This window comes from Mycolicibacterium pulveris (assembly GCF_010725725.1).
Classification (GTDB): Bacteria; Actinomycetota; Actinomycetes; order Mycobacteriales; family Mycobacteriaceae; genus Mycobacterium; species Mycobacterium pulveris.
In genome coordinates, this window is sequence record NZ_AP022599.1 from 1,564,924 (window position 1) to 1,578,555 (window position 13,632).

Sequence of the window (13,632 nt, forward strand, 5' to 3'; positions counted from 1 at the left end):
AGCCAGTATTGCTAAAGCACACCGGCCGATGACAGGAACCCACCGATCGCGTCGAGCATCCTGGTGCCGTCGAGCAGCGCCCGGTCGTTGTGCCCGGCGCCGGGCACCACCACGTAGCGTTTGGGCGCGTTGGCCGCCTCGTACAGCCGTCGGGACAGCTGCTCGGGAACGATGTCGTCGGAGTCGCCGGCGATCACCAGCAGCGGCGCCCGCACCGACGCGATCCGGTCGATCGACGGATACCGGTCGAGCAGCACCCGCCGCATGGGCAGCCACGGGTAGTGCACCGCGGCCACGTCGGCCAGCGACGTGAACGGTGAGCGCAGGATCAGCGCGGCGGGCGGGCGCTGCACGGCGAGCCCGACGGCCACTGCGGCGCCGAGGGATTCGCCGAAGTACACGATCTGTTCGACGCCCGGCTGCGTGGCCAGCCACTGCTGTGCGGCGCGCGCGTCGGCGGCCAGCCCGTCCTCAGACGGGCTGCCCGGGTTGCCGCCGTAGCCGCGGTAGTCGAACAGCAACACCGAAAGGCCCATCCGGTTCAGCGCCGCGGCCAGCGGCCAGCGCATCGACCGGTCACCGCCGTTGCCGTTGAACACCAGCACCGCGGGCGCCGGCCCGGATATCGGGAAATACCAAGCACCCAAACGGATTCCGTCGTCGGTCTCGATGACGACGTCACGCCCGTCGGGCAGCACCGTCGCCGCCGGCGGGACCGGACCCGGCGACGGGAAATAGATCAGCCGCCGCTGCTGCGACCAGAGCAAGCCGAACAGTCCCGAGGCCACAAGCGTGACCATAACGACTATGACGACGACGCGGCGCATCAGGACCGCAACGGCGCGAACGCGAACTCACGCAGCCCGTCACGCGGGTCCACCACGGCGCGAAATCCCAGCACCTGAGTCGCCCGGGTGGGGTCGGCGACGATGTGGCGGACGTCGCCGCTGCGGTACTGTCCCGTCACCACGGGCGGGGCGTCCCCGCGCGCCTCACACAGCTCGGTCGCCACCTGTTTGATCGAGATCGGGTGCCCCGAGCACACGTTGAACGCGGTGAACCCGTCGAGTTCGGCCGCCACGGCGGCGACGTTGGCTGCGGCGACGTCGTCGACGTGGACGAAGTCCCGCATCTGCGCACCGTCTTCGAAAACCCTTGGCACATCCCCGGATTCCAGCTCAGAACGAAAGATCGCCGCCACTCCCGAATACGGGGTGTCGCGCGGCATGTACGGCCCGTACACGTTGTGGTAGCGCAACGCGGTGACGGCACCCCCGGTGGCCTCGGCCCAGGCCAGCGCGTAGTGCTCCTGGGCGGTCTTGCTGGCGGCGTACAGGCTGCGCGGTTGCAGCGGCGCATCCTCGCTCACCAGCCGCCACCGCACCAGCGTCCCGCACATGGGGCAGCGGTGGTCGAACACGCCGGCGTCGAGGTCCTCGCGGGTCCGCGGGTGCGGGTCGACCGGGCCGTGCTCAGGACAGTCGTAGCGGCCCTGCCCGTACACCACCATCGACGACGCCAGCACCAGCCGCTCGCACCCGGCCGCGAACATCTCGGCGAGCAGCACCGCGGTGCCGTAGTCGTTGTGGCTGCCGTAGGACGGCGCGTCGGCGGCGTTGACCCCGGCGCCGACGACCGCCGCCTGGTGACACACCGCGTCCACCCCGTTGAGCAGCGGCGCCAGCGCCGACGCGTCGCGGATGTCGACCACCCGGCAGTCGGCCGGCGCCTGCGCCCCGGAGCCGTGCGCGGCGGGCAGCATGGCGTCGACGGCGACGACGTCATGGCCTGCGTCGCGCAGCGCGGCGTCGATGCGGGCTCCGATGAAGCCCGCCGCGCCCGTCAGCAGAATTCTCACGGCAGCTCGAAGGGCAGCGAGACACCCTCGTGCGCAAGGCAGTGGGTGCAGGTGCGGTCGGAGGCGACGTTCTCGATCGCCTCGTGCACCAGCTTGCGGAACGGCACCATGTTGCGCTCGAACTCGGCGAATACGTCGACCGCGCGGACCGCGCTCGCGGCGTGGATGCCTGCGTCCACGTCGGTCACCAAAGCAATGGCGGCATAACATATTTCGAGTTCACGGGCGAGCACCGCCTCGGGGTAGCCGGTCATGTTGATCAGCGTGAAACCCTGGCTCGCGAACCATCGGCTCTCCGCCCTTGTGGAGAACCGCGGCCCCTGGATCACCACCATGGTGCCGCCGTCGACCACGCCGGGCAGCTCGGCCGCCGCGGCGCGCAGCGACGGGCAGTACGGGTCGGCGAAGCTGACGTGGATGCCGCCGGAGTCGAAGTAGGTGTCCTTGCGCCCGGCCGTGCGGTCGACGAGCTGATCGGGCACCACCGTGGCGCCCGGCCCCAGGTCCGGGCTGAGGCTGCCGACCGCGCACGGCCCGAAGATCCGTCGCACCCCGAGCGCGCGCAGTGCCCACATGTTGGCCCGGTAGGGCACGGTGTGCGGAGAGAACTCGTGGTTGACGCCGTGGCGGGGCAGGAACGCGACCTCGTGCTCGCCGACGGCGCCGATGGTGATCGCCCCGCTCGGCGCGCCGTAGGGGGTGTCGAGGGTGACGCTGCGGGCGTCGGCGCCGAAGAACGAGTAGAAGCCGCTGCCTCCGATGACTCCGAGCATTGCCTCATTGTCCGTCATGGGACGATGGCGCTCGTGGCCAGTTTCGCGCAATGGGTCGAGGGTGCTCGCCCCCGGACGTTGCCCAACGCGATCGCCCCGGTGATCGCGGGCACCGGAGCCGCAGCCTGGCTGGGCGCGGCGAGCTGGTGGAAGGCCTTGCTGGCGTTGCTCGTTGCGGTGGCGATGATCGTCGGCGTCAACTACGCCAACGACTACTCCGACGGCGTCCGCGGCACCGACGACGTGCGGGCCGGGCCGCTGCGGTTGGTCGGATCGCGGCTGGCGGCGCCGCGTGCGGTGCTGGCCGCCGCGCTGGTGAGCCTTGCCGTGGCGGCGCTGGCCGGGGCGGTGCTGGCGTGGTTCAGCGCGCCGTGGCTGATCGCGGTCGGCGCGGTGTGCCTGGCGGGTGCGTGGCTGTACACCGGAGGGTCGCGGCCCTACGGCTACTCCGGGCTGGGCGAGCTCGCGGTGTTCGTGTTCTTCGGCCTGGTCGCGGTGCTCGGCACGCAGTACACCCAGGCGTTGCGGGTGGACTGGGTCGGGGCGGCGTGCGCGGTGGCGATGGGGTGCCTGTCGTCGGCGGTGCTGGTGGCCAACAACCTGCGCGACATCCCGACCGACGCCGAGTCGGGCAAGATCACGCTGGCCGTGCGGCTGGGCGACGGCCGCACCCGGGTGCTTTATCAGGCGCTGGTGGCGACGGCGTTCGCGCTGACGCTGGCGCTGATGCGCGCGACCCCCTGGGCCGCGGTCGGTTTCGCGGCGCTCCCGCTGGCGGTGCGCGCGGCGCTTCCGGTCCGCAGGGGCCTCGGCGGCAAGGCGTTGATCCCGGTGCTGCGCGACACCGGGTTGACGATGCTGGTGTGGGCCGTCGCGATCGCCCTGGCGTTGGCCCTGGCTAGGTGACGCTCGTGGGGGCGTCGGCGGCCTTGACCAGCTGCACCTGCGGGCGGGCGGGCACCTCATCGGCCAGGAACCAGCGGAACGCCAGGTTGCCGCGCGGATAGTCCACGGTGGTAATCGAATTCGGGTGCGCGGTCATCCCGCGCGAGATCACCGCGGTGACGGTGCCGTCCGAGTTGGGCACCGCGCTGTAGCCGTTGATCGAGGTCTTGGCGTCGGTGACGCCTGCCATGAACTGGTTCCACACCACCAGGTTCCAGAACCGGCACGACGGCGGCCGGTGCGTGACCACGAGCGCCTCGTCCTCCTCCAGCACGAAGCTGCCGTAGGCGTAGCAGGCGTCGCGCGCCGACCAGCCGAAGTTGGCGTCGGGCACCTGATACGGGTCGGCGAATTCGTTGGCCACCTGCGAGATCTCGTGGCCGAGCTGGTGGTGGTCGTCGACGCGGACCCCGACGGCCAGCGGCACGATCGCGAACATCGTGCGCAGCCACGCCGCGCTGGCCCGCAGCGCCGCCGCGGTTTCGGCGTCGCCGTGGCGGATGGGATCGGGTTCGTCGAGCGCCTCGATGCGCCAGGACACCGGGCGGCCGGTGGTCGGGTCGGCCTGGTAGTCGCGGGTCACCAGCACGACGCCGCCGTCGGTCGGTCCGTACTCGAACGAGAAGTTGCCGTCGGCGTCTATGTCGAGGTCGTCGTCACGCACGATCGCCACGATCCGGTCCGACCACGCGCCGGGCGAGGGTTCGTTGTAGGCGGTCACCGAAAAGTACACGCTGTCACCGCGATTGCCGCTGATCCGGTAGCGCCGCTTCGGGTCGACCGGGCACATGTAGTAGTAGGCGTCGGTGTTGTCACCGCCCCAGCGGCGGTCGCGGCGATGCGGTGTGTTGAGCTCGATCCACACCGGCCGGCTCGGTTCGGCGAACAGATAGGTGTCCATCGCGACGCCCAGGGTGGTGGCGAGCATGCGGTAGCCGTCGGCGATGTGGCGGTCGTCGGTGACGGCGCGGTCGCCCTCGAGGAAGGCCTTGTCGAGTTCGCCGAGCGTGTCGAGGAGTTCGCGCCAAGCGTTAGATGATTCGCGGCTCGCCCCGGAAGATGATTCGTGCTGCGTCATGCGCTGATCCCTTTCGTGATGAGTTCGGCGGTGCGGTCCACCCACGCGTCGTCGAGCGTGTCCGCGTGGGTGATCAGGGCCAGAAATGCGATGCCGGCGATCGCGTCGACGAGGTCGGCCGCGGTCACCTCGGGCCGGACCTCGCCGCGCGCGACGGCGGCGTCGAGCCAGTCGGTCAGCCCGCGGCCCAGGATGTCGGCGAAGCGCTCGAGCAACGCCGCGTGCAGCGTGGGGTCGGCCGCCATCTCACCGACCAGACCCGGCAGTGCGGCACGGGCGGCCGGGGTGGTCAGCACAGCCACCGTCCGGCGCATGATCTCGCGGACGTCGCCGGCGACGGATCCGGTGTCGGGCAGGTCGGTGGCCTCGCCGAGCGGAAACACCGCCTCGTGCACGAGGTGGGCCTTGCTGGGCCAGCGGCGGTAGATCGCGGGCTTGCTGGTGGCGGCCCGGCGGGCGATCGCGTCGACCGAAAGCGCTGCGTATCCGGTCTCGCCGAGCAGCTCGACCGTCGCCGCGAGCACCGCCCCGTCGATCCGCGGGTCGCGGGGTCGCCCAATCTCCACCGTCATTACGAAACTGACAGTAACATAAGTCGCTGTGACCGATGCCACAGCCGATCCCGTCCAGTTGCACGACCTCGCCGACCCCCGGTTCCCCGCGGAGGTGGAACCGCTTCGGCAGCTGATGACGTCGATGGCGCCCGAGTGCCCGCTCGACGCCGACGCGTTACACGCCAAGGCCGTCGCCGAGACCGGCCTCGACGATTTCGGCGCCGACGACTACCGCGAGCGCCTCGACGTGTTTCTCGCTGCGCTGCAGGAGATTCCACACCTGCACGCGGCGGGCGTGGTCAACTTCCACGCCCAGCTGCTGCAGTGGTTGAAGAACCGGCTGCTGCTCACCGACCTGCTGCGCCGCCATCCCGAGATCCACGACATCGAGCTGGTGGCGCCGGTCGTCATCGCCGGTCTGCCCCGCACCGGCACCACCCACCTGCACAACCTGCTGGCGGCGGGGCCGACCTTCCGCACCATCCCGTACTGGGAGAGCAACGAGCCGTTTCCGCTGCCCTCGGAGCTCGGGGTCGAGCCGGATCCGCGGCGCACCCGGATGGACGCCGCCGTCGAGTTCATGAACGCGGTGATGCCGCACTTCGCGTTGATGCACGAGATGACGACCGACCACGTGCACGAGGAGATTCAGCTACTGGCGAACGACTTCTCCTCGATGCTGTTCGAGACGCTCGCGCACGTGCCGCGCTGGCGCGACTACTACCTGACCCACGATCAGACACCGCACTACGAGCACCTGAAGACGCAGCTCAAAGCGTTGCAGTTCCTGCGCGGTGGGCGACGCTGGCTGCTCAAGTCGCCGCAGCATCTCGAGCAGCTGCCGGTGCTGAATCACGTGTTCCCGGACGTCGTGGTGATCGTCACGCATCGCGATCCGGTGCCGGTCGTGTTGTCGATGCTGGCGATGCTCACCTATTCGGCGCGCATGCACTGTTCGCCGGTGCCGGTGGACGACATCGCGGCGTCCTGGGTGGAGCGGCTCGAGCTCATGCTCGGCGCGCTCATCCGCGACCGCGACGTGATATCGCCGCAGCGCTCGATCGATGTGCGCTTCGACGACTTCATGGCCAACGAAATGGGCACCGCCGCAGCGATTTACGACCTCGCCGGGGAGACGATGGAACCGGAGGCGCGCGCCGCGATGCTCGGCTATCTCGAGGAGCACCAGCGTGGCCGGCTCGGCCGGGTGGCCACCTCGGCGCAGATGTTCGGGCTCGACGAGCGCGAGCTGCAGGCCCGGTTCGCCCCGTACGCGGAACGCTTCCTGAGCTGACCGCGGGGCCCTCCGGCGAGCAGACGCAAAAACCCCCTGAAAGCGCGGCAATAGGGGGTTTTCACGTCTGTTCGCCACCAACGACGTGTGCGCCTACCCTCGCCGGGGTAACCAACGCTGTCCGCAGCCCGATAGGCATCTCGGAAGCATCCCCGAAAGGACCTGCATGACCGCAGCACGCACTCAGCTCGACCGCCGCGACCTCGCCGACGCGCACCGCGTCGCCGCCGCGGTGTCCGACGCGTTCTCGGCCAAGGTCGTGGGGCAGGAGAACCTGCGCGAGTCGCTGCTCATCGGGTTGCTCGCCGGCGGGCACGTCCTCATCGAAAGCGTTCCGGGCCTGGCCAAGACCACGGCCGCGCGCGTCATCGCCGAATCCATCCACGGCGGGTTCCAGCGCATCCAGTGCACCCCGGACCTGTTGCCCAGCGACATCATCGGCACGCAGGTGTACGAGTCCGCGACGAACTCGTTCGTCACCCAGCTCGGCCCCGTGCACACCAACATCGTGTTGCTCGACGAGATCAACCGCTCCAGCGCCAAGACGCAGAGCGCCATGCTCGAAGCGATGGAGGAGCGCCAGACCACCGTCGCGGGCACCGTCTATCCGATCCCGGAGCCGTTCCTGGTGATCGCCACCCAGAACCCGGTGGACCAGGAGGGCACCTATCCGCTGTCCGAGGCGCAGACCGACCGGTTCATGCTCAAGGAGATCCTCGGCTACCCCTCCGCCGAACAAGAGGTGGAGGTCATGTTCCGGATGGACGCCGGGTTGTACGACAAGAACCACCGCACGCGGCCGGTCGTCACACTCGACGATGTGCGACGCGCACAGGACGTGGTGCGCAACGTGCACATGGACCAGGCGCTGATGCTCTACGCCGGCCAACTCGTCGGCGCCACCCGCCATCCCGACCAGTTCCTGCCCGCCCAGCTGGCCCGCCTCGTCGAGTACGGTGCCAGCCCCCGCGCGACCATCGCGCTGTGTCAGAGCGCGCGTGCCCTTGCGGTGTTGTCCGGTCGTGCCCACGTCGTTCCCGACGACATCGCCAAGCTGGTGCACCGGGTGCTGCGGCACCGGCTGATCCTCGGGTTCGAGGCGGCAAGCAAGGGCATCACCTCGGAGCGCGTCATCGACGCTGTGCTGCAGGCGATCCGGGTGCCCTAGCGGTGGGCCACCATCTCAACCGCGCGAAAGCACACTTCGGCACCGACACCCGTGGGTTGCTCGAGGGCGGACGCTACGCGCTGCTGCACACCCGCAGTCTGGAGTTCGACGAGCTGCGGCCCTATGTGCCCGGTGACGACGTCCGCGACATCGACTGGAAGGCCTCCGCGCGCTCGGGGCACGTGCTGATCAAACGGTTCGTCTCCGAGAAGCACCACAAGATCCTGCTGGTCGCCGACGCGGGCCGCAACATGTCGTCGCTGACCCCGAACGGCGAGACGAAACGCGATGTGGCAGCACACATTCTCGGGGCCTTCGGGCTGGTCACGCTCGGCCGCGCCGACCAGATCGGGATGGTGTACGGCGATGCCCGTGGCTGTGTCAACATCCGCCAGCGCCGTGGCGAGACCCACATCGAGAACATGCTGCACCGCTTCTACGCACATACCTTGGCCGAGCCGGGCGTCAGCGACATCGTGAGCCAACTGGACTACGTGGCAACCCATTACCGCCACTCGATGTTGATCGTCGTGGTGTCGGACGAACCCGAGGTCGACGACCGCCTCGATGACGCGGTCACCCGACTGCGGTCCCGCCACGACGTGCTGTGGGCGATGGTCCCCGACATGCCCGCGGTCGGCGACCACGACGGCTACGACGTGGGCTCGGGCAGCCTGGTGCTCCGCGGCGCAGCGCTGGGACCGCGCGTCGTTGCCGCCTACCGGCGCGCCGAACAGGAACGCGCACACCGGCTCGACGAGTACCTGACCGCCCGCGCGATCCCCTACGCCACGATCGGCGCCAGCACCCAGATCCGTCCCCGGCTCGTCGAATTGACCGAGGTGTTCGCTCGTGCCGGATGACCTGCTGCGCTTCGTCATCGGCCCCACCCCGTATTCGGGTTGGTGGCTGTGGCTGGCCGTTCTGTTGATCCTGCTCGTGATCGGCTGGTATGCCGCGGTTTTCGTGTGGACGCTGCCCGCCGAGCGGCTGCGCCGCCTGCCCCTCGTCGGGTCGTGGCACGCCAGGCTGTTGCGGCGCCGCTTCGCCCGCACCATCGACAACGTCGCCGAGCGGCACCGACGCGGTGACCTGCCGGCGCCAGACGCCGCCGCGCTGATCAGCCGCACCCTGCGCAGCTTTCTGCATCAGGCCACCGGCACCCCGGCCCAGTACATGCATGTCGAGGCCATCGCCTCCGGCGCGCTGGCTCCGGCCGCGCCGGTGTTCGAGGCGCTCAACGACGCGCAGTTCAACGCCTCCTCGCCGGTGGATGTCGCCCAGACCGGCTCGGCGGCAGAAGAATTGGTGCGCACATGGCCCTGAGTTGGTGGCCGGTGGCCGTGGTCGGCTTCGTCTGTCTTGCCGCCGCGGTGGCGCTGGCGGTGCTGCCGTCGCTTGACCGCGAGATCCGCGAACTGCGGCCGCTGGCGAACACCTCGCGGTTGACGCGGCTGCCCGAATACGCCCGCGTGGCACGCAGAAGGACACTGTCGGTGGTCGCAACGGTCGCGCTGCTGCTGATCCTGTTCACCGCGGCGACACTGGCCAGCGCCAGGCCCAGCGGATGGTGGTCGTCGCGCAGTGGAGACACCCCGCACGACATCATGCTCTGCGTCGGCCAACCCGCCACCGACCCGACCACCGCGACGTTTCTTTCGCACTTCGCCGCGCAGGCCGGAACCTACGGCACCCAACGCATCGGGTTGACGTCGCCGAACCGCCGCGTGATCCCGCTGACCCGCGACTACTCGTACGCCGCCGAAACGCTCACCGACATCGCCGAAGTCGGGCGCGCCGACGGAGACTCCGAGCTGTCCTCCGCCCAGCGCACCGCAGCGTCGTTCGCCCCCGCGGTGTCCTACCTCGACTACGCGCCCAGCGTCGCCGACCTGCTGGCGTTGTGTATCACCGGGTTTCCGTCCTTCGACGCGCCGAGCGCACACCGGCGCTCGCTGATCTACCTGGGCCCCGGTGAGCTTCGCGCGCCCGGCGAGACTCGGGCGGCGTTATTCGACGACCAGCAGGTCACCGACATGGCCACCGAAGCCGGCATCCAGGTCAACCTGCTCGCGAGCTCGCCGGGCGGCGGCCTGCGCGACATCACCGAAGCGACCGGCGGACAGTATGTTTCGCTCGATGCCGGCGACACCGGCATGATCCGGGCCCTCGACCGGATCCGGGACAACCCGCCGGACCCCACGGCGCCGTCCGACACCGTCGCCGCCTGGTACGGCGACTCGCCGAACGTCCCGCTGTCCGTCGCGGCGGTGGCCTCGCTGCTGCTGGCGTTGGCGTTGGTGGTGTTGCGCCGATGACGTTCGCTCCCGTGCTTCCCGCGGCGTTGCTGGTCGTGATCACGGCGGCGGTGGTGGTCCTGCGGCTGATCACCATGCGGTCGTTGGCGACCGGACCCGGGCACCGCTGGGCGACGGTCTGGCGGTGGTCCGGGCTGACGCTCGCGCTTCTGCTGCTGTTGATCGCCGCGGCGCGCCCCGGGTTCGGTCACGGTGGCCCGCAACGCATCACCGTGGCGCAGTCCGGCGACAACACCAACGTGTTCTTCCTCGTCGATCGGTCCACCGCCAGCACCGGCGCGATCGGCGAGGACATCCAATCCCTGATCGCAGCCCATCCGCAGTCGCGGTTCGCGGTGCTCAGCTTCGCGTCGCGGCCGTCGTTGGACTGGCCGCTGTCGCAGGACGCGTGGAGTCTGCAGCCCGAAATCGCGTCGCTCACACCGTATGACGAACCCCACGACACGGTGAACGCGGCGGCAGCCGCCAACGTGCTGCGCTACCAGCTGATCGCGGCCGGCCAGCAGTATCCCGACTCGCAGAACCTGGTGTACTACTTCGGTGCCGGTGCGCCCGGATCACAAGCGCCGCAGGGCAAGTTCGACCCGGTCGCCGGATCGGTGCACGGCGGCGCGGTGTTCGCCCGAGGCACAGCGCTGGACGAATCGACGTTGCGCCGCATCGCCGGCCAGCTCGCCGTGCCCTACCTCGGCCCCGGCGACGACGTGTCCGTCGCTCACGCCGCGCCGAACGGTACCGTCGCGCAGGCGCCGACGGACGGCGGCCAGCGTACCGAGCTGTACTGGATGTTCACCCTGGTCGCCGCGGTGCTGCTGCTGTTCGAGAGCTACCTGAGCATCCGCGAGCTGCGCCGGGTCCGGATGTCGCGCCGGGAGGTGATGTCGTGACGCGCCACCTGCCCCGGCGGCTGCGGCTGCGACGGCGACTGCTGGTGATCTCCGCGCCGCTGGTCGTTGCCGCGCTGCTCGCCGCGGTCAAGATGCTGTCGGTGGTGCTGGCGGGGCAGGCCGCCGAATCGCATTACGATGAACGGGCTTTGGGCGCTCTGCGCGGCGACGTGGCGACGCTGGGCGTGGTCAACGTGATCGAACCGGCGAAGGCGCCGTTCGCGGCGGGCGCCCTCGCCGTGCTGGAGAACCGGCTCGACGACGCCGATGCCGCGTTCACCGAGTCCCTGTCACACACCGATGCCGCGCGGTCCTGCCCGGTGCGCGTCAACCTGGCACTGGTGCGCGAGCGGCAGGGCGACATCTCCGCGTGGGAGGGCCGTCCGGACGCGGCCCTGCAGCGCTATCGCAGCGCGGCGGCGCTCGTCGCGAACGCGCCGCAGGGCTGCTTCGAGCACAACACCGACCCCGATCCCCAACGGCGCGCGGTGCGCGCCGACACCGCCGCCCGACTGGAGGCCAAGATGGCCGGATTGACCGCACCGCCGCCTCCCCCGCCGCCGTCGGCGTCGTCGCCGCCTCCCCCGCCCGCGGCCGTGCTCGCACCCGGCGCGCCCCAACCCGACGCCGAGCGCCCACCGCTGCTGTTGCACCCGCACAGCGGGGACCCGGTCGAGAGGCTGCGCCAACTGCTGCGGGACGCTGCCGGATAGTGCTGCCGGATAGTCAGGCCACCGACGTTCCGGTCCAGTACTCGGCGAAGCGGCCGTCGGCCACGCGCAGGATGTCGTTGCCGGTGAACCGCTTGGGGCCGTCCTTGGCCGCGCCGGTGCCGATCCAGCGCGCGGCCAGCAGATCTCCCTCGACGAACGGCTCGACCTCGATGACGAACTTCAGCTCGGCGAACATCCGGTGGGTCTCGTCAACCACCTCCTGCAGCGCCGCGGGCCCGCGCACCACCCGGTCCGGCCAGTGCCCGATGAAATCCTCGGTCACCACCTCGCCCGCGACGGGTTCACCCGCCCAGACCTCATAGATCCATCGTTCGTACAAATCCTTGGCAGACTCCATGCCGCTCGACTACCCGGCCAGCCCCGCGCGTAATCGGCCCCGGTCAGGACGGCGGCGGGTCTTCGCCGCGCAGCCTGGCCTGCAGTTGCTCGCGGTCCTTGCGCCGGCGTTCGTCGAAGGCCGCGATGCTGGCGGTGGCGCGGCGCCGCAGCGGAGCGAAGAGCCAGATGCCCAGCGGCAGCGCGATGATGATGGCGAACAGCAGCGCCACCACGAGCGGAAACTCGTCCAGCCCGAGCAGCCGCGCGGCGCCGAAGATCGCCGCGGCCACCGCGGCGACCAGCACCAGCCGCGCCGCGGCGTAGGCCAGCACGTCGACTATCAGGCGGGTTCCCGGACGACCATCGGACACGGCCCGAGCCTACCGATGACGCGTATCATCTCCAGCAAGGAGGTTATTTTCGCCGTGGCGTACTTGCTGTTGCTTTCCGTTTTGGCCGGGCTGACGTATGTGGGCTGGCGGCTGACGCGGGCGTCCGCGAGCCGCCCGCGAACGCGTGTGATCGGGCCCGACGACGATCCCGAGTTCCTGCGCCGTCTGGGCAGCGAGGACAACCCCAGGCCCTGAGCGCGGTTATCCGCCGGGGCGTTTCGCTTTCGCGCCGGGAAACCCGTCGGCGACCACGGCCGCCAGTTCGAGCAGCGCCTGGCGGGTCTCGGGCTTCAATCGATCGAGGCTGATCTCGGCGCCTTCCTCCAGGTGCGGATCAAACGGCACCTCCAGCACCGCGCGGCAGCGCCGGTTGAAGTGGTCGACGACCTTGCGCATGTCGACCTTGCCCGATCGTGGCCGCACCGCGTTGATGACGGCGATCGAGTTGCGCACCATGTCCTGATGGCCGTGCGCGTCCAGCCAGTCCAGCGTCGCCGAGGCGCTGCGCGCGCCGTCCACCGAACCCGAGCTGATCACCACCAGCGCGTCGGCCTTCGCCAGCACCGCGGCCATCGCCGAATGCATCAGCCCGGTGCCGCAGTCGGTGAGCACCAGGCTGTAGAACTTCTCGAGCACGTCCAGCGTGCGGGTGTAGTCCGCGGAGCTGAACGCCTCCGACACCGCCGGGTCGCTCTCGGAGGCCAGCACCTCCAGCCGGCTGGGACCTTGTGAGGTGTAGGCGCGGACGTCGCTGTAGGCGACGACGCCCTCGGCGTCGCGCAGCAGGTGACGCACGGTGGCCGGGGTCTCCAGCGGCACCTTCTGGCTCAGCGTGCCGCGGTCCGGGTTGGCGTCGACGGCGATGACCCGGTCCCCGCGGTGGGAGGCCAGCGTCGCCCCCAGCGTCGCGGTGATCGTCGTCTTGCCGACCCCGCCCTTCAACGACAGCACCGCGATCCGGTAGCAGCTGCGCAGCGGGCGTTGCACCTGCGCGACGAGCATCTGCCGGCGCTGAGCCTTGGGTCCCTCGCCCAGGTTGATCAGCTTGAACGACGCCAGGTACAGCCACCTGCGCCAGCCTTCGGAGGGGGCGCGTTTGGGTTGGCGCAGCAACGCCATCGTCGACAAGTCCAGGAACGGCGGCGGGTCGTCCTGCGGCTCGGTGGCCGCCGGCGGGGGCGGCAGCGGCAGCCCTTTGGGCGGCGTCGGGACGGTCCATTCCGGGGGCGGGTCGGCGGCAGGGTCGCGGAACCGGTCCTGTGCACGGAAACCGGTTGGCACGAACACGGTTTCGGCCGGTCTCGCGGCGTCGT

General features: G+C 70.1%; 17 protein-coding genes. 9 read left to right on the top strand and 8 right to left on the bottom strand.

What is annotated here, in order from left to right; all coding sequences use genetic code 11:
- Positions 1–11: 11 nt before the first annotated feature.
- The 3 genes from G6N28_RS07700 to G6N28_RS07710 are packed head-to-tail and all read right to left on the bottom strand — an operon-like array spanning position 12 to position 2,631.
- Positions 12–827, bottom strand: coding sequence for an alpha/beta hydrolase (locus G6N28_RS07700; protein ID WP_163898964.1), 816 nt, complete (start codon positions 825–827; stop codon positions 12–14).
- A complete protein-coding gene (locus G6N28_RS07705) occupies positions 827–1,858 on the bottom strand; it encodes an NAD-dependent epimerase/dehydratase family protein (protein WP_163898967.1) in 1,032 nt (343 codons plus the stop codon). Before G6N28_RS07705 ends, G6N28_RS07700 begins: the two co-directional genes overlap by 1 nt.
- Complete coding sequence (locus G6N28_RS07710) at positions 1,855–2,631, bottom strand: S-methyl-5'-thioadenosine phosphorylase (RefSeq protein ID WP_163905960.1); 777 nt, start codon at positions 2,629–2,631, stop codon at positions 1,855–1,857. The genes G6N28_RS07705 and G6N28_RS07710 overlap by 4 nt, the downstream gene beginning before the upstream one ends.
- Before the next feature lie 33 nt (positions 2,632–2,664).
- Between G6N28_RS07710 and G6N28_RS07715 the strand changes: the two genes are divergently transcribed.
- Positions 2,665–3,537, top strand: a complete 873-nt coding sequence (locus tag G6N28_RS07715) for a 1,4-dihydroxy-2-naphthoate polyprenyltransferase (protein ID WP_163898970.1) — start codon at positions 2,665–2,667, stop codon at positions 3,535–3,537.
- Here the strand turns inward: G6N28_RS07715 and G6N28_RS07720 are convergent.
- Both G6N28_RS07720 and G6N28_RS07725 read right to left on the bottom strand, forming a co-directional pair.
- Positions 3,530–4,654 (bottom strand): DUF1214 domain-containing protein, encoded by a 1,125-nt coding sequence (locus G6N28_RS07720; RefSeq protein WP_163898973.1) that lies wholly within the window; start codon positions 4,652–4,654, stop codon positions 3,530–3,532. The two genes, G6N28_RS07715 and G6N28_RS07720, sit on opposite strands and share 8 nt — an antisense overlap.
- Entirely contained in the window at positions 4,651–5,226 is a 576-nt protein-coding gene (locus tag G6N28_RS07725) for a TetR/AcrR family transcriptional regulator (protein ID WP_163898976.1), read from the bottom strand. Before G6N28_RS07725 ends, G6N28_RS07720 begins: the two co-directional genes overlap by 4 nt.
- A 28-nt stretch (positions 5,227–5,254) precedes the next feature.
- On the opposite strand from G6N28_RS07725, the gene G6N28_RS07730 reads away from it, so the two are divergent.
- The 7 genes from G6N28_RS07730 (at position 5,255) to G6N28_RS07760 (ending at position 11,588) form a co-directional block, all read left to right on the top strand.
- On the top strand, positions 5,255–6,502 hold the full coding sequence (locus G6N28_RS07730; RefSeq protein ID WP_163898980.1) for a sulfotransferase family protein: 1,248 nt from the start codon (positions 5,255–5,257) through the stop codon (positions 6,500–6,502).
- Between the two features lie 166 nt (positions 6,503–6,668).
- Positions 6,669–7,670, top strand: a complete 1,002-nt coding sequence (locus G6N28_RS07735; RefSeq protein ID WP_163898982.1) for an AAA family ATPase — start codon at positions 6,669–6,671, stop codon at positions 7,668–7,670.
- A gap of 2 nt (positions 7,671–7,672) precedes the next feature.
- Positions 7,673–8,533, top strand: a complete 861-nt coding sequence (locus G6N28_RS07740; RefSeq protein ID WP_163898986.1) for a DUF58 domain-containing protein — start codon at positions 7,673–7,675, stop codon at positions 8,531–8,533.
- Entirely contained in the window at positions 8,523–8,996 is a 474-nt protein-coding gene (locus tag G6N28_RS07745) for a hypothetical protein (RefSeq protein WP_163898991.1), read from the top strand. Before G6N28_RS07740 ends, G6N28_RS07745 begins: the two co-directional genes overlap by 11 nt.
- Positions 8,987–9,988: a hypothetical protein gene (locus G6N28_RS07750; RefSeq protein WP_163898994.1), complete on the top strand. Its 1,002-nt coding sequence runs from the start codon at positions 8,987–8,989 to the stop codon at positions 9,986–9,988. Before G6N28_RS07745 ends, G6N28_RS07750 begins: the two co-directional genes overlap by 10 nt.
- Positions 9,985–10,875, top strand: coding sequence for a VWA domain-containing protein (locus tag G6N28_RS07755; protein WP_163898998.1), 891 nt, complete (start codon positions 9,985–9,987; stop codon positions 10,873–10,875). Before G6N28_RS07750 ends, G6N28_RS07755 begins: the two co-directional genes overlap by 4 nt.
- Positions 10,872–11,588 carry a hypothetical protein gene (locus tag G6N28_RS07760; RefSeq protein WP_163899001.1) on the top strand — a complete coding sequence of 239 codons (717 nt, stop codon included), beginning with the start codon at positions 10,872–10,874 and terminating at the stop codon, positions 11,586–11,588. Before G6N28_RS07755 ends, G6N28_RS07760 begins: the two co-directional genes overlap by 4 nt.
- Before the next feature lie 13 nt (positions 11,589–11,601).
- Here the strand turns inward: G6N28_RS07760 and G6N28_RS07765 are convergent, their stop codons facing one another.
- The gene (locus tag G6N28_RS07765; protein WP_163899004.1) at positions 11,602–11,946 is read right to left on the bottom strand and encodes an ester cyclase; all 345 of its coding nucleotides are present in this window, start codon (positions 11,944–11,946) and stop codon (positions 11,602–11,604) included.
- A gap of 43 nt (positions 11,947–11,989) precedes the next feature.
- Positions 11,990–12,298 carry a DUF4229 domain-containing protein gene (locus tag G6N28_RS07770; protein WP_163899007.1) on the bottom strand — a complete coding sequence of 103 codons (309 nt, stop codon included), beginning with the start codon at positions 12,296–12,298 and terminating at the stop codon, positions 11,990–11,992.
- 54 nt (positions 12,299–12,352) lie between these two features.
- Between G6N28_RS07770 and G6N28_RS07775 the strand changes: the two genes are divergently transcribed.
- Complete coding sequence (locus G6N28_RS07775; protein WP_164890155.1) at positions 12,353–12,514, top strand: hypothetical protein; 162 nt, start codon at positions 12,353–12,355, stop codon at positions 12,512–12,514.
- Positions 12,515–12,520: 6 nt separating this feature from the next.
- On the opposite strand, the gene G6N28_RS07780 is transcribed toward G6N28_RS07775, so the two are convergent.
- Positions 12,521–13,606 (bottom strand): MinD/ParA family ATP-binding protein, encoded by a 1,086-nt coding sequence (locus G6N28_RS07780; protein WP_235674742.1) that lies wholly within the window; start codon positions 13,604–13,606, stop codon positions 12,521–12,523.
- Between the last annotated feature and the right edge of the window lie 26 nt (positions 13,607–13,632).